Origin of the sequence: Nitrospira sp. (genome assembly GCA_029194665.1) — a bacterium.
Classification (GTDB): domain Bacteria; phylum Nitrospirota; class Nitrospiria; order Nitrospirales; family Nitrospiraceae; genus Nitrospira_D.
Genome location: JARFXO010000001.1, coordinates 873,408 through 890,437 on the forward strand (window position 1 = coordinate 873,408; position 17,030 = coordinate 890,437).

A 17,030-nucleotide genomic window follows, 5' to 3' on the forward strand; every position below is an offset into this window, starting at 1 on the left:
CCCTATGTTGCAAGCTGTTTCATTACGTTGCAGTCGCGGTGAACGGCGATTGTTCTCCGATCTCAACGTGAAGGTTGAGCGGGGGTCGCTGTTGGCGGTGTTAGGTGAAAACGGCAGTGGGAAAACCAGTTTGCTCCGTATTTTCTCCAGCTTGTTGCCCCCCGAACACGGATCGGTCTTGTGGGAGGGGCAAGATATCCAACAACTCAAGGAGCTCTATTCGGGGCAGCTGACCTACATCGGGCATCTGAATGGGATTAAGGACGACCTCACGCCCCTCGAAAATGTCACGAGCTCCATGTCGCTTGCCGGAGAACTCTGCTCCAACAATGCTGCGAAGGAGGCGTTGGAGGCGATCGGGCTCAAGCGGCCCATCCATTATTTGCCGTCAAGGGTGCTTTCGCAAGGGCAAAAGCGCCGCGTCGCCTTGGCGCGATTGTGGCTCTCCCGACGTCCCTTATGGCTCCTTGATGAACCGTTCACGTCGCTCGACAGGGCTGCGACCACGGTCGTGACAGAACGGCTGCATGCCCATCTGCAGCGTGGAGGGCTGGCGGTCGTCGTGACACATCAGGAAGTCGCCCTTCCCTCGGAAACAATGCACCGTCTGAAGCTGACTGAATGAGCGGCTCCAGCATGTGGGAGGCTATAGGTGGAATCGTTCGTCGTGACCTGTTGCTGGCGATGCGGCGCCGTTCTGACGCCGCGATGTCGGTCTTCTTTCTCGTAATCGTCGTCAGTCTCTTCCCCTTAGGTGTCGGACCGGAGCCGGCGGTGTTGCGGACCATCGGTCCTGGGGTGCTGTGGGTAGCGGCGTTATTGGCATGTTTGTTGTCACTCTCACGCGTGTTTACGGCGGACTATCTGGACGGTGTCCTCGAACAGATGGTCCTGATTCCTCAACCACTTGCGGTATTGGTGGTCGGGAAGGTTCTCGCCCATTGGTTGGTCTCCGGGTTACCGGTGGTGCTGCTCTCACCTCTGCTCGGACTACAATTCGGTCTCAACGGAGAATCACTGGGAGTACTGGTGATGTCGCTCTTGCTTGGGACGCCCACGTTGAGTATGATTGGTGCGATCGGCGCCGCCTTGGTGCTTGGCGTACGGGGGAGTGGTCTACTGGTTGCCCTCCTGGTGCTTCCACTCTACGTTCCAATATTGATCTTTGGGGCCGGCGCCGTCACCAGCAGCATGGCTGGAATCGGTGGTGAAGCAAATCTGTCGCTGCTCGGGGCATGTCTGGTGTTGTCTCTTTTTCTGGCGCCCTGGGCCACTGCGGCGGCGTTACGGATCGCGTTGGAGTAACACTGTTTCATGAGCATAGACATCAACTGGCTCAAGTATTCGTCTCCCCAAGCCTTTTATCCATTGGCGGGGCGCCTGATCCCATGGTTTGCTTGCGGAGCAGTCGTCTTGATGGGGATAGGGCTCTACATGGGGTTCTTCGTCGCACCGACCGACTTTCAGCAGGGCGAGGCGTACCGGATTATCTTCGTCCATGTTCCGGCGGCCTGGATGTCGATGTTTCTCTATGTCGTCATGGCTGTGTGGGCCGGCATCGGGATGGGTCTCAACGCGCGCCTTTCCTTCATGATGGCGCAAGCGATTGCTCCCACCGGGGCGATGTTCACGTTTTTGGCATTGTTGACCGGGGCCATGTGGGGAAAGCCCACCTGGGGAGCCTGGTGGGTCTGGGATGCCAGGCTGACATCGGAACTCATCTTATTGTTCCAGTATGCCGGGGTCATGCTTCTGCGGACATCGATCGATGATATGCGCCGCGCGGACCGGGCGAGCGCTGTCTTCGCCCTCGTTGGCGTGGTCAATGTCCCGATCATCTACTTTTCCGTGCAGTGGTGGAATACCTTGCATCAAGGGGCGTCGGTCAGTATGGCGACAGGATCAAAAATGGCATCGACCATGCTCACTGCCATGTTGCTGATGACATTGGCCTTCTGGCTGTACAGCATCGCCGTCATTCTTGCCAGGGTACGCTGTGTCATGGTTGAGCGGGAATCCCTGCCGGTGTGGAATGAGAAACCGGCGGTTATTCAGGAAACGGTGGAGGCTCGCTGATGGAGTGGGGGAGCGCTTCGGAGTTCTTCGCGATGGGAGGCTATGGGCTCTATGTGTGGACCTCGTTTGTGGCGACCGCGCTGTGCATGCTGTGGGAAGTGTTGGCCTTGTGGCGTCGACGGGGCGCGGCGCGCGCCGAACAACGCACTGCGTTGTTAGGAGGCACCGATGAAACCACGGCATAAACGCTTTGCCTTTATCGGCCTTGGGTTGCTCGTCTTTGGTGTGGCCACCGTCCTGATTTTGAACGCCTTTCAGAGTAATCTCGTGTTTTTCTTCACGCCCAGCCAAGTGGCGAGCGGCGAAGTGCCGCAAGGACGCAGTTTCCGCATCGGTGGCATGGTTGAAGACGGGAGCCTCGTTCGTGAGAACGATGGGCTGACGGTCCGTTTCATCGTCACCGATACCGCGAAGCGCGTGCCGGTGACTTATAAAGGGATTCTGCCGGATCTCTTTAAGGAAGGGAAGGGCGCCGTGGCACAGGGGAAACTCAACGCCGACGGCACGTTCGTCGCCAGCGAAGTCTTGGCGAAGCACGATGAAAATTACATGCCGCCTGAAGCGGCTGACGCCTTGGCGAAGGCCAAGGCGTCCGGGGCCCAACAAAGTAAATCACTCGTTGTCCCTCAAGGTGGGCAAGGTAGGGAAGACTCGCTATGATTCCTGAGATCGGTCACTTTGCGTTGATTCTTGCACTCTGTGTTGCCGTGGTGCAGGGTATCCTCCCCATCTACGGTGCTGCGGTCGGGAACTCGGCGTTGATGGCCGTAGCCAAACCGGCGGCGCGAGGGCAGTTTCTCTTGGTCTTAACCGCGTTTTGTTGTCTTGGCTATGCCTTTGCGGAAAAAGATTTTTCCGTGCTGTATGTCGCGGCTACGTCGAATTCCCAGCTGCCGCTGCACTATCGACTGGCTGCAATTTGGGGCGCTCACGAAGGATCGCTCCTTCTCTGGACATTCATCCTGACCATTTGGATGTTTGCGGTGACTCTCTTCTCCGCTCATCTCCCCGACGCTACACGTTCCCGCATTCTCGGCGTGATGGGTTTTGTCAGCATCGGATTTCTTCTGTTCATGCTGACGGTGTCGAATCCGTTCGAACGGCTGATTCCTGCCGCTCTCGACGGGCGCGACCTCAATCCGCTCTTGCAGGACCCCGGCATGGTGATCCATCCACCGATGCTCTATATGGGCTATGTCGGGTTTTCAGTGGCCTTCGCCTTTGCCATCGCCGCGTTATTGGGAGGGAACCTTGACGCCGCGTGGGCTCGCTGGTCTCGCCCCTGGACCACTGTCGCCTGGTGCTTTTTGACGGTGGGCATTGCGATGGGAAGCGGCTGGGCCTATTACGAGTTGGGATGGGGTGGGTGGTGGTTCTGGGACCCGGTTGAGAATGCCTCATTCATGCCGTGGTTAGCCGGAACAGCGCTGGTTCATTCATTGGCCGTGACCGACAAGCGGGGCGGGTTCAAGGTGTGGACGGTCTTGCTTGCCATCATGGCGTTTTCGTTAAGCCTCCTTGGGACATTCCTTGTCCGCTCCGGCGTCCTGACATCGGTACATGCCTTTGCCACCGATCCAAAACGTGGTTTGTTCATTCTGGCCTTCTTGGCCGTGGTCATCGGAGGGTCGCTCGCCTTATATGCCTGGCGGGCGCCGCGCGTCGGATTGGGCGGAAGCTTCGCCATAGTTTCACGCGAAGGAATGCTGCTGGCGAACAACGTGTTGCTGGTGGCCGCGATGGGGTCGGTACTATTGGGTACCCTCTATCCCTTATTCTTGGACGCGCTGGATCTCGGGAAGATTTCCGTCGGGCCTCCGTATTTTGACTCTGTCTTCGTTCCATTAATGGCGCCGGCGATCTTTTTGATGGGAATCGGTCCATTGGCCCAATGGAAAAAGGCGAGTCTGCCTGATTTGGCCAAGCGGTTGCGTTGGGCCTTCGGAGTGAGTGTTCTGACGGCTTTGGCCTTGCCGTTTGTCATGGGCACATGGACTCCGTTGCTGAGCCTGGGGCTTCTATTGGCTATCTGGATCATGACAACAGCCGTAGTCGGTCTACGTGAACGACTGACCCATGTTGGCGGCCATAGTCTCGCGGAGCGCTTGGCCGCGGTACCGCGATCTTACTGGGGAATGCTCGTGGCGCACTGCGGCATTGCGGTGTTTATTGTCGGTGTGACGATGGTGAAGGGTTTCGAATCCGAGAAAGATGTACGGATGAACGTGGGCGAGACGGCGACGATCGGCGACTATACCTTCCGATTCGACGGTGCACAGGATGTCGTGGGGCCGAACTATACAGCAGCTCGCGGAACCTTCCAGGTGAGTCGCGATGGTCGCGAAACGACGGTCCTGTATCCGGAGAAACGACGGTATTCCGTGCAGAATCAGGTCATGACCGAAGCAGCGATCGATCCCGGACTATTGCGCGATCTCTATGTGTCGTTGGGCGAACCGCTCGATGACGGAGCTTGGAGCGTGCGACTTTATCACAAGCCGTTTGTGGATTGGATTTGGGGCGGGTGCTTCATCATGGCGTTGGGCGGCGTATTGGCCGTCAGCGATCGCCGGTATCGAATTGCGTGGCGTCAGCAAGAGCCGGCCGTGCCTGCTTCAACAGGAACAGCTAGGCGAAAGGTGGCATGAATCGGTTTCTCCTGCCCCTGTCGATTTTTATCGTGGTGGTCGTTTTTCTCGGGGTTGGACTCAAGCTCAACCCTCGGGAAATTCCGTCCCCCTTGGTGGGGAAGGCCGCACCTGATTTTTCCCAGCCGCAGCTCTACGATCCGGCAACAGCGTTTTCGCCGGCTGACCTCAAGGGAAAGGTGTGGTTGCTCAATTTTTGGGCCTCGTGGTGCAGCGGGTGTCGGACGGAACATCCGGTTTTGATGGAGTTGGCCAAATCCGGTGAGGTGCCGATCTTTGGGATGGATTACAAGGATCAACGTGACGAAGCCCTGGCTTGGTTGAAACGCTGGGGCAATCCCTATCCCGTGGTTGGGGTGGATGATGCCGGCCGGGTCGGCATCAATTATGGGGTCTATGGAGTTCCCGAAACCTATGTCATCGACAAGCAGGGTGTGATCCGTTATAAACAGATCGGGCCCTTAGATCCTGACACGGTCGCCAAGAAGATTCTTCCCCTCGTGAAGCAGCTCGAATCACAATGACATCGGTGATGCTCATAGTGCTGCTCCTGTCCGCACAAGTGTGGGCAGGGGAAGCCAGGCCGTTGGCCGATGATCCTGTCGCCGAGGCGCGCCTCAAGCACCTCGCGGTCGAGCTACGATGTCTGGTCTGTCAGAATCAAACGTTGGCTGATTCCAACGCTCCGCTGGCGGAGGACTTGCGGCGAGAAGTTCGGGAAATGATCGCCAAGGATATGAGCGACAAGGAGATCATCGACTTTCTCGTGGCGCGCTACGGCGACTTTGTGCTGTATCGTCCGCCCCTCAAGGCAACGACTACGCTACTGTGGGTTGGCCCGTTTGTCCTCTTAATGATCGGAGCCACCGCGCTGGTCATCACGTTGCGGCGTCGGGCGCACAAAGTCGTCGATGTGCCGGTGACGGATGAAGAGCATCGACGGGTCGAACAGCTATTGGCGGAAGGAAGTAAGCGATCATGACTGTGACATTTTGGGCGATTGCGTCGGCCATGACTGTAGTCATCCTTGGACTCTTGCTGAGGCCGTTGTTAAAACATTCCACACAGGCGGCAAACGAGCGGGGGAAAACTCTGCCGGTCTATCGACAGCAATTCTCTGAGCTGGAACAAGATCGTGCCGCCCGTTTGTTGACCGATGAACAGTACCAGACGGCGCGAAGTGAGCTGGAGCGTCGTGTGTTGGAGGAAACGGGTTCGGCAGAAGCATCTATCGCTCCTGCAGGAGGGTCAGTGAATCTTCGGGTCGTTGCCCTCTCTCTGGCCATGATCATTCCGACCGCCAGTGGGGTGCTCTACTGGACATTGGGAAATCCTGCCGCAATGACACACCCTGCTGTGTCTGCGGCATCCGCTCAAGGTGGCTCAGGGGATGAATCACAGATGGCGGATAGCCTGAATACCTTGATCGAACAGTTGAGGAAGAAGCTGGAGGAGAATCCCAACGATGCAGTCGGCTGGGGGCTTTTGGCGCGATCTTACATGGCCATGGAGCGGTATGCCGACGCGGTGCCGATTTTCGAGAAGGCCACCAAGCTCAATCCAAACAATGCGAGCCTCCTGGCCGACTATGCGGATGCTCTTGGTGTGCATCAGGGGCGCAAGTTGGATGGGAAGCCGGAGATGCTGATTCAAAAGGCGTTGAAGCTCGACCCGCACAACGTGAAGGCGCTCATGTTGTCAGGGACGATCGCGTACAACCGAAAAGATTTTGCGCGTGCCGCCAAGGAGTGGGAAGAGGCGCACACCTACCTTCCTTCCGATGATCAGGAATCATCCGACCAGCTGAAGGCCAGCATTGCCGAGGCCAAACGGCGACTCGGTGGTGGTCCCAGTGCGAATATGTTGGTTGCGAATCCACCGATGGAACAGACCAATCCCGCCAAGCCGGCGACTCAATCCGGACGATCGCGGGCGATAACGGGTAAAGTCGTGTTAGGGCCGAATATGGCGAACAAAGCTTCTCTTCCGGATACCCTTTTTGTGTTTGCCAAGGACGTCGCCGGTCCTCCGATGCCGGTGGCAATCGTGCGCGCGTCGAAGAAAGATTTACCCTTCTCCTTCCGGCTGGATGACTCGACCAGTCCCATGCCATCAAGAAAGCTTTCCGACATTGACACGGTCGTCATCGTGGCGCGCCTATCGAAATCCGGAAAAGCGATGGCTGAAAGTGGAGATTTGGAGGGGATGAGTCAGCCGATAAAGCCGGGAACTGAAAATATCACCGTTGTCATCGATCGGGAACGACCGTAAATGCTACGTAGTTATTTGCAGCTATTCTTTAGAAGCATTGGGCAAGGCTCCATTGGTCCTGATCCCTTGAAATTCTCTTGACAGTCTAGAGAGGCTAAGCTATATTTCGCCGCCATTATTTTTTAAGAACTTGCGCAATGAATATCGATAAAAACGGAAGGCTATAGAGCGAATCTTTTTTTGAAGGGCGGTGCGTATCGCCCATCAAACGGAAGGAGTAAAACCGTGAGAGTCAAACACTTGGTGAAGTATGCCCTGGCAGTCTGTGGCGTGTTAGTTGCCGCACAGGCTCAGGCGAATTTCCCCACCGTTCCAAAGGAAACCTACGAGGCCCTGAAGATCGATCGATCAGCCTCGCCTAAGGAACTGTATGAGGCGTTACTCAAGCGGTACATGGACCCTGCTCAAAATGGGCAAGGTAAGGGGAAGTACGGTGACTATTGGCAGCCGGTATCGTTTAGTAAGTATTTTGATCCTCACACCTTCTATAAGCCCCCACAAGCGGTAAAGGAGGTGGCGAGCCGTGAGCAATGCGTCAAGTGTCACACAGATGAATCACCGGGTTGGGTGGCGGCGTGGAAGAAGAGTACCCACGCGAACTTGGATAAGATCCGCAAGCTGACCCCAAAGGACGAAACCTACTACAAGAAAGCCAAGCTCGAAGGTATCGAAGAGAATCTTCGTTCAATGGGCAAGTTAGGCAAGGGCGAACATCTGAAGGAGGTCGGTTGTATCGACTGTCACTTTGACATCAATGCGAAGAACAAGGCCGATCACCGTAAGGACATCAGATTGGCCACTGCCGACACCTGCGGAACCTGCCACTTGCAAGAGTTTGCAGAGAGAGAATCGGAACGAGATACGATCACCTGGCCAAAAGATCAGTGGCCAAAGGGTCGCCCGTCACATGCCTTGGACTACAGGGCCAACGTGGAAGTCGAAGTGTATGCGGGTATGCCGCAACGTGAAATCGCCGACGGTTGCACGGGCTGTCACGTCAATCAGAACAAGTGCGATACCTGCCACGCTCGGCACGAATTCTCCGTGGCCGAATCCCGCAAGCCAGAAGTCTGCGCTCAATGCCACAGCGGAGCCGATCATAACAACTGGGAAGCCTACAATTTTTCCAAGCATGGGTTGAAGTATCAGAGAGATAAGGCTCATTGGAACTTCAATATTCCAATTAAAGAGGCTATGGCCAAAGGAGCCGAAACGGCACCAACGTGCCAATACTGTCATATGGAGTATCAAGGGAAAATCGCCCACAATGTCGTGCGTAAGGTTCGTTGGGCCAACTATCCATTCGTGCCTGGGATCCGTGAAAATATTAAAACGGACTGGGCCGAAAAGCGAAACGATGCGTGGGTGAAGACTTGCACCAACTGCCATTCGGAAACCTATGCCAGGGCCTGGATGGAATTTATGGATAATGGAACCTTCTCAGGGTTGGATAAATATGATGAGGCCCATCATGTTGTGGAAGAGCAATATAAGGCCGGGTTATTGACCGGGCAGAAGACGAACCGACCGGCGCCACCGGCTCCTGAGACGGATGGCTTTGAGAAATTCTTCCAGATTTATTGGTCGAAGGGTAACAACCCAGCTGCCAATGAGTTGAGACTGTTTGAAATGGCGGAAGACCACTTGGTTCAGTTGCACGTCAGCTTGGCCCACCAATACTGGGGCTACACCTATACGGTAGGCTGGGCGGCGATGAACCGTGCGTACGTTGAGATCATGGACGATGACACGAGATTGAAGGAGAAGCTTGATCTCCAAGCTCGAGTTGCAAAGCTCGAGGGCCATATGAAGCAGGGCATGCTTGACCTCGATAGCGAAACCGGTAAGATTTCCCTCGGTGGTATTGGAGGGGGTATGATGCTTGCCGGGACGATTGCAATCGCAGGATGGCGGAGGCGTGAGAGGAAGGATCGTTGATCTCTGCTCCGTCCCTGAACGTGCCTCTGTTGAACCGGTCAGTGTCTAAAATCCTCCCGTCACTAGGAATCCTCCTGGTGACGGGAGGTCTTTTTCTGAGTGGGTGGTTTGTCTATCTTTGGCTCACGCCTTTACCGGCGCCCTACGCCTACCAACTTGTCGATGAGGGTATGGCCACCAAGTTCAATAACCTTCCCTTGCAGGACTGGCCTGATCTGAAGATCAGCAAATACGAACTTCGTGTTCCCTCCATTGAGAAGCCCATCGCTATAGCCTATCTTGCAAGCAGAGATGGGGAACAGCCTGTTCTCTTAAATTGGGAAAATCTGGTTTCCGAACCCATCGGTGTCATGACCACGGATCTCTCAGAACTTGCTGCGATTGCCGGAGATGTTACGAAACATGTGCCGAATGGGGCAGTCGTTCTAGCATGGTGGGATACCTCTCGCCAGTTGGGCTTGCTGTCGGGACGTGAGACCCTTTTCACGTCGCATCTTGGAGAACCAGTGATTACACCCACCTACTGGAAACAACGGTCGGATTCTATCCGGGTGTACGAGAATCAGTTTTGGGGTAATTCGGGTTCGGGAGATGAGCAGCGAAGGTTTCAAATTTTTGCCGATGCGCTTTCCTCCGAGGCGACAAAGGGCGTCGCCATGCTTCGTGAACTGGTAGGTTCACGCGAAGCATATATCGTCGTGCATCCTGCGGATCTCTATAAGCTTGGTCTCATGCGCCCGGACAAGCTTGATATGGCTTTTAAGGATTTCCCTTTGACGGGGAACGTGCATGGGCTTGTCGGCCAGGTTAAAGCATGGATGAAAGAGAATGGGTATGATACATACACGCTCCAGTCGGTCTCGGAGAAGGTCGTGCGGGCTTATTTTCTTAAGCAGAGTATCAAGGAGAAAACTTTGCTGGCTCAGATGCTGCCACTGATGAATTCAACCCCGATAGACTTTGAGGCGTTGCAACTTGTTCATAAGCAGGGCGGATACTGGATTTATAGGATTCCTTCGGTCTAAGCTCATTCACAGAATGAAGAGCAAGAATTTGATGGTGGCGGTCCGATATTGGTCATGCTAAACTGCCGGCGTTTTCTAGAGCTAATGATGCATAGGTGGTTATGAGGTCTCATGACCAGCAAAAATGATTACTGACTTTATTCAAATATTTATCGGAAAGGAGATGCCGTGAATCACCGCATAGCATACACATTCGTCGCTGCGACGGTATTCCTCGCCGTGGCAGGGACGGCTTGGGCGGAAGGAACATTTGAAGGGAGAAAGAAGTGTTACAACTGCCATAAAGGAGAGGGCGAGTCATGGGAGAAGACTCTCCATGGTAAGGCAATGGAATCGCTCAAGCCCAGCAGAGGCAAGAAGAAGGACGAGGCCATGGTCAAGGCCAAGCTGGACCCCAAGAAGGACTATACAAAAGACAAGGATTGCGTCGGATGCCACGTCGATGGGTTTGGTAAGGAAGGCGGGTACGTCATCGAAGAGCCGGAGAAATTCTTAACCGGTGTCGGGTGCGAATCCTGTCACGGAGCTGGGAGCGACTATCGGAAGATTCACCGAAAAGCTGGTGAAGCGTTTGAAAAGTCGCAGAAGACCATGGAGAGGGCCCAACTTGTTGAAGCCGGACAGGATTTTGAGTTTGAAGAAAAGTGCAATGCCTGTCACCTCAATTATGAGGGATCGCCGTGGAAAGGTGCGAAAAAACCTTATACTCCGTTTACTCCTAAAGTCGACAAGAAATACTCATTTGACTTCGAAAAGTATGTGAGGAACGACAAGGCGATGCATGAGCATTTCAAGCTTGCCGGCACATTTACAGGTCCACCCATGCCGAAGTTCCACGAAGAATTCCAGAAGAACGCTAAACCTCCGTTGAAATCCGATAAGGCGGAAGACTAACAATGGCAAAGCTAGGGACATTAGCTGCCGGCGCAGTTCTTGGGATTGGAGCCATCGCTGTTGTTTTTGGAGGTGAAGCAGCGGTTTCCAGGACCGAGTTCTGCATAAGTTGTCACTCAGAAATTTACCCCTATGAGGAGCTGAAAAAATCATCACACTGGGGTGCACTTGGTATGGATCCGGGATGTAAGGATTGCCATGTGCCTCAAGGATTGTCAAACTTTCACAAGGCGATCTATACACACGTTGTAGACGGTGTGCCCTTCTTGATCAAGGAGTTCACCACTGACTATTCAACTGTCGAAAAATTCAATGAACACCGTCCAGAAGCTGCTTATCGCGCTCGAATGAAGCTTAAAGAATGGGATAGTCTCACGTGCAGAGCGTGTCACAAGAATACGAAGCCGCCAGGCGCTTCGGCTAAAGCGGCACATGCCAAGATGCAAAGCGAAGGGGCAACGTGTATCGATTGCCACCAGAACCTCGTGCATAAGAAAGTTCCTGAACACGATCTTAACGCGAGCCTTGCACAAGGTCGTCCGGTTATAAAGGAAGTCAAGAAGAAGAAAGACGATGACGACGAAGACGAGAAGGACTAGCACTTAGCGAGATCACTCGACCGCAGTTAAGCGTCAGGGCTGTATCCATTTCTAAGGTGGTATGGCCCTGATGCTTAGCCGAAAGAAAAAAGCAGCCTCCTAGTCGAATACCTTCGTGGGCCCATCCAGCCGTGCTGCAATGTTCTCTGGTATCCCGTTGACTGCACGCCGTTTGAGTTTTTCACGCCATCTTGTTGAGAGGTAGGCGCAGTCGGCGAGCTCCTGAGCAGCCTTCCGATCATCGATCAGATGATGCATCACCTCGTTCGCGGCGGATACCGTCCAGTTTGGGTGATGGCGTTCAAGAAGGATGAGTCTGTTTCCAGCCTGGACATGACCTTCTTTGACGACACGGAAATACCAACCGGTTCGACCGGTTTCTTGAACACGAAGTGCCAGATCGCTGACACGCCAGCGGCGAGCGAGTTTCCAACATGGTTGTCTTGGTTGAGACACTTGAACCAATGACTCGCCAACCGCCAATACATCCCCGATACAAAGATTACTTTCTACCAGACCCTGAGTTGTAAAGTTCTCCCCGAAGGCCCCAAGTGGAAGCTTGGGCAACATTAAGGTTTGCGACCAATAGGGATAGTGCTCAAAAGGGTAGACATTGACTGCCTTTTCTGGGCCACCGTGATTCTCAAGATCTGCTTGCCCATCACCTTGGAGATTGGTCCGTCCCAACCAAATTAGCCCGGACGTCGGCTCCTTAAAAAAGCCGGTTGTCCAAGCCTGATCCATTGGGTCAGGCGACTGGTTGCTCCCAACCGTTTTCGGTAACCCGATTTGTAGAGAAATGACAGTTGCGCTTATGGTGTCTTTCAAGACGAGCTCCTCGCTTCAATGAAACTTCTTAATCATCCTATCAAATGTCCCCTCGTTCCCCTAGGTGGTCGATGCGAGAGGCAATGGCATGGTAAGTTCGGTACAAAGTCCTCGCCCTCACGCGGCTCTCCAAGCGACCATTGCTGCCTGAGTGGGCGTGCAGTCGACGATCCTTGGTGTTCCATTCCAGCCTCAAATGCGTGGCGGCCTGCGTAAGGCGAGCAGCCATCCACAGATTCCGCCAATACCTACGTGACGTGCCGGTCCTGAGCTTGCTGATAAAAGCCAATCGAAAGCTCACGAACGAGTTTTCAGATGCCAGCATTGGAAGCAATCGCTTGGGAAGATTTAGGAAAGCCGGTGTCTTCACGAACCGCTTGTTCTGCTCAGGATTCTATTTGATCTGTTCAAGCACCAGCCCCAAATACGCTTCATGCCATATAGTGTCGGCCTTGCTCCTCCGATGGCTACCGCGTCAACCAAACAGTACCATGCTCCAACTCCGCTGGGTGGATTTCCTTGAGGCCATCCGAGAAGAGGATCTATGGTCGCCCATTTCCAAGCGCCCACGGCAGTTCCGATCAGTTCCAGCCATGTTGTAATAAAAAACGCGGCAAGGTAAACCATCGGCGACCTGCCGATCAGCAGCCAAACTAAAAATATGGAGAATAGCAACGGACCAACCCAATCGCCACGTTCCGGGTATCCGCTGACTCCCCATAGTGACCAGGTGCCCCATACCGCCACCACAAAGATAGCTATCTTTCGGGGGTGGCCTACAAACAGCCCGGATCGCGCAAGCGCTACGGCAGTCAGGTAGACCATCCCATGACCGGGCGGAACGTAGGCTGGCACATTTTCGAACCGATACGTGTATCCACCCATGTAAATAGACGCGAAATGCTCGCCCATGGTTGCAAATAGCACGGCGATGATGACCTGAGCCTTCGTTTCTCGATTCTCACCAAGCAACATGGCACCGAGGAATATCCATGCGAACCCTCCAAGAAGTTGTTGCCGCTCGACACTCGCGCTGATCTCGAACAGGGAACTGACGGCAACGCTGAAGAATGTAAATGCAGCGATCAAGTAATCGCGGGTTCGATGTGTATCGAGGGGACTGGCTTTGGGGAAATGGCGGAGAGCAATTCGCTCTATGCTAGTGAACCAAGGCCCAAGATGCTGAGTACTTGAAGGGGCGTCCATACGGTAAACTGAGCTTCCAAAATGATGCGGTGTGCCGTGCAATTCCTAGAATGGTGAGTCTTGATGAACCATGTTGAACAAGTAGCGCAGGTATCATACAGGACCGTCCGCGAACGGGCAAGTTCTGGTGAGGTGGCGGTCGAATTTTTCAGAAATTACGTTCGATCAAGAGTGGTCGATTCGAGCCAAGGGTCGGATCGATGATGCATGGGAATGTCTTAGATAGCATGGTGAAGAGAAGCATAGGCAAAAGGTGTGTGTAAGACGAATCGGTGGAAAGAAGAAACAGAAACGCCGACCCGGCTGACCATCTTTCGATGGGGCGGGGTCGGCGTCTTGTCAGATGCGCGCTGCTCTAGGTTCCCAGTCTGGTAAAGACCGGGAGAACAGGAGCCCAGATCGGGTTGATGAGCCGATCACCAGAATCGGTCCAGGACATCAGCAATCCTGCGAAGCGCTGATCCGGGTCGTGGAGGATATCCACTAACCGCTGCACTTCCCACAGGACGTCCTTTGACTCGACCTTGACGTCCACGGTTTGGCCAGGTTGGATTGCAGCTTCGTTGTCCATCGTTAAACCGGCCTGAGCGACGAGCTCGGCTGGATAGTTTGGATCTAGCTTAGCTGCGCCGAACTTATTGGTGAACCGGATACCGGCTGTCGTGAATTCACCAATAGTTACCGGTTGCGTACCGTTATTCGTCGCATGGAGATTCATACGCAAGGCTCGGCCAGGAACATCGTACTCTGCATGGGTGACCTCAACCACCAGCGGGTTAGGCTTGATGGGTAGCGGCTTGATCTTTGCCTCCCCTGCCTGAAGTGGTACGCTGACCGGGTGTCGTGCATCGGCCGCGAGATAACCGACGGTTACGACGACCAACACGAAGATCAGCACCACGGTTCCAACCTTGCGATCGATGGGGTCAAGGAGAAGCTCCTCACCATAGGCGGCCAGTACCCGAGCCCGGACCAAATACATCGGCCGGACCATAAAGAAGCCGACCCAGAAAATCGCCACGGCTCCCCAGAACAGATGCCACATGATTCCAGTGGCAGTACCCATGGTTTCCGAGTCGAACGTCTCACCCGTCAGTGTCTTGATCGGGTTCGTGAAATCTTCAGACCGACCCGTGATATCCATCCAGCCACCAGGTCCTGCGATCGGACCTGCGTCCTTGACGGCAAACATTGGATGGATATGATGATGGCCGGGGAGTCGTGCCTTCAGGACAACCACATACTCGTAATCCCGGCCAATTTCCATTGGACCAGCGACGAACATGGGCGTTCCATTTATCTTGGAGCTAAGACGTACGAACACAGAGCTTGGGGAACCAACGTTGAGGAACGTCCGGTTCGGCTTGACGACTGCACGAGGCCAATCCTCTGACAAATGAAATTTGCCTCGCAGTTCGGTCACGCCATTGACCGGGGTCGACTTCCCAACCCATTGAGTGTCATACCAATTCACAGTGCGCATCCGCAGGAACGGCTCCTGCGATCGCTCTCCATGAGCATATGCAGGAGTGATATCGAGAGCCGGCGTGAACGCCAGCGTCGCCACTCCGCAGAGACCCATTACCCAGCGTTTGAAGACGTGTTTAGCGTTCATGCTTTCCCCCCGATCTTTGCCTTGTCGCCGTGGGCCAACGTGGCATATGCAAATACGTCGTGCACCTTCGTGGTCCGCTGTCTGTCGTCCGTGAGGTAGAAGTACGAGGTACAGAAGAACTTCCCGAACTGCCACCACAAGATATACATCAAGGACGAGGCGAACGCGGCGAAGAAGGAGGAGATCATCGTGCTGTGCCCGCCGAAGGTCCGCAGCGAGCCCACCTCGATCATCCGAATGTACTCCGGCGTCCCGGTCCGGACATACGCGAAGCCCATGTAGTCCGCCCAGGAGAGCAAGGTGCCATCGACGACGAGCGGCGTATGGCTATAGGCAAAGATGGCCCAGTTGGTCGGGTAGAACAAGGCCGCAAACATCCAGGCGCCGATCACCGCCGTCAACGTCCAGTTCCTGGTCAACAACAGCACGATGTCCAGGACGATGGCGCTCGGCAGCAGCGTGGACGGCATGACGAAGTTGTAGGGGTAGTTCGACCACCACCACCAGGCCGCCACGATGGTGACCCACTTGCCGGCGAGCAGCGCCAGGATGGTGATCGTGGCCCCAAAGGGCTGACGATAGTTCACCCAATTGTAGTACTGCAGCGCCGCGCAAAAGGTAATGGCCGTGATCGGCGTCACGATCGGCCACCATTGCCGATCCTTCCAGTCCAACCAGAAGTCCCAGTCGCCCGCCAGCAGATCGAAGTGCATGTGGAACGTGCCCACGATGGTGACAAACAAGATCGGAATGAAATAAATGTAGTCGATGTGCCGAGACATCGCGACGCCTTCCGGCGGCAACTTCGAGGCCTTAATAATCTCGTCGGTTCTAAACATAAGTGCCTTCCTCCGTCAGTTCAGCCGGCTGAGGCGGGGCCAGCGCTCCGTCCCTCGGAGCACCGCACCCCTCCTGCACCGCCGACCGCTCGTTATGTGGACTGCTCGCTATTCCTGCTTAGTACCCCGCCCCCTTGGCGTTGGGGTCTACCTGGCTGGGGAACGGATCCAGGATGCTCTTCGGCGCGTTGTTCCAGATCACGTCCGCCAGATTCGACATCCGGCTCACGATCTGCGCCGCCACTCCACCGGCCGCCCCAAACAACCCGCACCAACCCAACGTCACAAAGCCCCAGTGCAACGGCGCCGAGAACAGCTCATCCACGAACCAGAACGCATGGCCCCACTCGTTCAACCCCACGTTCGGCAGAATGAACATCGGCCCCACCACCGCCGCCACCAGCGCAAACGAAGTCGCCTGGTTGTACAACGGGAGCCGCGTCTGCGCATACAGATAGCTCGACACCCCGCACGTGATGTACAGCGGGAACGTCCCGTAGAACGCGACAATGTGGCTCGCCGTGAAGCTCGTGTCTCGGATGATCACTTGATGCCACGCCGCATCCTGCTCCAACGTGTAGCTGCCCGCGTAGTACACGCCCCAGATGTAACAGGCCAGCCAGCCCATCCAATAAAAATACCGCTTCAACTCCAGCTTGGGGTCCAGATTGGCCAGATTGCGGTCCCGGGTGGTCCAGATCCATCCCACCGACACCGCAAAGAACAAGGCGTTCGCCACGATGTTAAACCGCCACAGTCCCATCCACACGGAGTCGAATTCCGGGGTCATCGAATCCAACCCGTGCGAGTACCCAAACGCCCGTTGATACAGGACCCAAAAGATGCCCATCATCAGCATCGCCGCCCACCCGATCTTCCACGGCTTCGAATCGTACCACTGCGAAATGTCATACCCTCGATCGTTTGCCATAGTGGGACCTCCTCGTTGTTAGAACGAATGTGCTAGCCTTCTCCCTAAAGAGGCACATACAGACCACTGCCTCAAGTCTCCTCCAGAGATGAACCGCCAGGAGCTCTACTCCTTTCATTCGAAGAGCTGCTGATCCATCTAATGCTCTAATCCTTAGCAA

The 17,030-nt window shown here is 54.9% G+C and carries 18 protein-coding genes; 13 read left to right on the forward strand and 5 right to left on the reverse strand.

Annotated features, from left to right (window positions below):
• Positions 1-4: 4 nt before the first annotated feature.
• From ccmA to P0119_04260, 13 genes are all read left to right on the forward strand, one after another.
• Positions 5-625: a cytochrome c biogenesis heme-transporting ATPase CcmA gene (ccmA, locus tag P0119_04200; protein ID MDF0665260.1), complete on the forward strand. Its 621-nt coding sequence runs from the start codon at positions 5-7 to the stop codon at positions 623-625.
• Positions 622-1,305 (forward strand): heme exporter protein CcmB, encoded by a 684-nt coding sequence (gene ccmB, locus P0119_04205; protein ID MDF0665261.1) that lies wholly within the window; start codon positions 622-624, stop codon positions 1,303-1,305. The genes ccmA and ccmB overlap by 4 nt, the downstream gene beginning before the upstream one ends.
• Before the next feature lie 9 nt (positions 1,306-1,314).
• A complete protein-coding gene (ccmC, locus tag P0119_04210) occupies positions 1,315-2,076 on the forward strand; it encodes a heme ABC transporter permease CcmC (GenBank protein ID MDF0665262.1) in 762 nt (253 codons plus the stop codon).
• Positions 2,076-2,261 (forward strand): heme exporter protein CcmD, encoded by a 186-nt coding sequence (gene ccmD / locus P0119_04215; GenBank protein MDF0665263.1) that lies wholly within the window; start codon positions 2,076-2,078, stop codon positions 2,259-2,261. The genes ccmC and ccmD overlap by 1 nt, the downstream gene beginning before the upstream one ends.
• On the forward strand, positions 2,245-2,736 hold the full coding sequence (gene ccmE, locus P0119_04220; protein MDF0665264.1) for a cytochrome c maturation protein CcmE: 492 nt from the start codon (positions 2,245-2,247) through the stop codon (positions 2,734-2,736). The genes ccmD and ccmE overlap by 17 nt, the downstream gene beginning before the upstream one ends.
• Positions 2,733-4,724: a heme lyase CcmF/NrfE family subunit gene (locus P0119_04225; protein MDF0665265.1), complete on the forward strand. Its 1,992-nt coding sequence runs from the start codon at positions 2,733-2,735 to the stop codon at positions 4,722-4,724. The genes ccmE and P0119_04225 overlap by 4 nt, the downstream gene beginning before the upstream one ends.
• Positions 4,721-5,248 (forward strand): DsbE family thiol:disulfide interchange protein, encoded by a 528-nt coding sequence (locus tag P0119_04230; GenBank protein MDF0665266.1) that lies wholly within the window; start codon positions 4,721-4,723, stop codon positions 5,246-5,248. The genes P0119_04225 and P0119_04230 overlap by 4 nt, the downstream gene beginning before the upstream one ends.
• Before the next feature lie 8 nt (positions 5,249-5,256).
• A complete protein-coding gene (locus P0119_04235) occupies positions 5,257-5,706 on the forward strand; it encodes a cytochrome c-type biogenesis protein CcmH (protein ID MDF0665267.1) in 450 nt (149 codons plus the stop codon).
• Positions 5,703-6,995 (forward strand): c-type cytochrome biogenesis protein CcmI, encoded by a 1,293-nt coding sequence (gene ccmI, locus P0119_04240; protein MDF0665268.1) that lies wholly within the window; start codon positions 5,703-5,705, stop codon positions 6,993-6,995. The genes P0119_04235 and ccmI overlap by 4 nt, the downstream gene beginning before the upstream one ends.
• 225 nt (positions 6,996-7,220) lie before the next feature.
• The gene (locus P0119_04245; GenBank protein MDF0665269.1) at positions 7,221-8,933 is read left to right on the forward strand and encodes a multiheme c-type cytochrome; all 1,713 of its coding nucleotides are present in this window, start codon (positions 7,221-7,223) and stop codon (positions 8,931-8,933) included.
• Between the two features lie 41 nt (positions 8,934-8,974).
• On the forward strand, positions 8,975-9,958 hold the full coding sequence (gene haoB, locus P0119_04250) for a hydroxylamine oxidation protein HaoB (GenBank protein ID MDF0665270.1): 984 nt from the start codon (positions 8,975-8,977) through the stop codon (positions 9,956-9,958).
• A 168-nt stretch (positions 9,959-10,126) separates the two neighbouring features.
• A complete protein-coding gene (locus P0119_04255; GenBank protein MDF0665271.1) occupies positions 10,127-10,852 on the forward strand; it encodes a cytochrome c family protein in 726 nt (241 codons plus the stop codon).
• 2 nt (positions 10,853-10,854) lie between these two features.
• Positions 10,855-11,451, forward strand: a complete 597-nt coding sequence (locus P0119_04260; GenBank protein ID MDF0665272.1) for a NapC/NirT family cytochrome c — start codon at positions 10,855-10,857, stop codon at positions 11,449-11,451.
• A gap of 99 nt (positions 11,452-11,550) precedes the next feature.
• On the opposite strand, the gene P0119_04265 is transcribed toward P0119_04260, so the two are convergent.
• From P0119_04265 to P0119_04285, 5 genes are all read right to left on the reverse strand, one after another.
• Positions 11,551-12,279, reverse strand: a complete 729-nt coding sequence (locus P0119_04265; protein MDF0665273.1) for an MOSC domain-containing protein — start codon at positions 12,277-12,279, stop codon at positions 11,551-11,553.
• Between the two features lie 366 nt (positions 12,280-12,645).
• Positions 12,646-13,485, reverse strand: a complete 840-nt coding sequence (locus tag P0119_04270; GenBank protein ID MDF0665274.1) for a hypothetical protein — start codon at positions 13,483-13,485, stop codon at positions 12,646-12,648.
• A gap of 355 nt (positions 13,486-13,840) precedes the next feature.
• On the reverse strand, positions 13,841-15,100 hold the full coding sequence (locus tag P0119_04275; protein ID MDF0665275.1) for a methane monooxygenase/ammonia monooxygenase subunit B: 1,260 nt from the start codon (positions 15,098-15,100) through the stop codon (positions 13,841-13,843).
• Positions 15,097-15,939: a methane monooxygenase/ammonia monooxygenase subunit A gene (gene amoA / locus P0119_04280; protein ID MDF0665276.1), complete on the reverse strand. Its 843-nt coding sequence runs from the start codon at positions 15,937-15,939 to the stop codon at positions 15,097-15,099. The genes P0119_04275 and amoA overlap by 4 nt, the downstream gene beginning before the upstream one ends.
• Before the next feature lie 118 nt (positions 15,940-16,057).
• Positions 16,058-16,870 carry a methane monooxygenase/ammonia monooxygenase subunit C gene (locus tag P0119_04285; protein ID MDF0665277.1) on the reverse strand — a complete coding sequence of 271 codons (813 nt, stop codon included), beginning with the start codon at positions 16,868-16,870 and terminating at the stop codon, positions 16,058-16,060.
• Between the last annotated feature and the right edge of the window lie 160 nt (positions 16,871-17,030).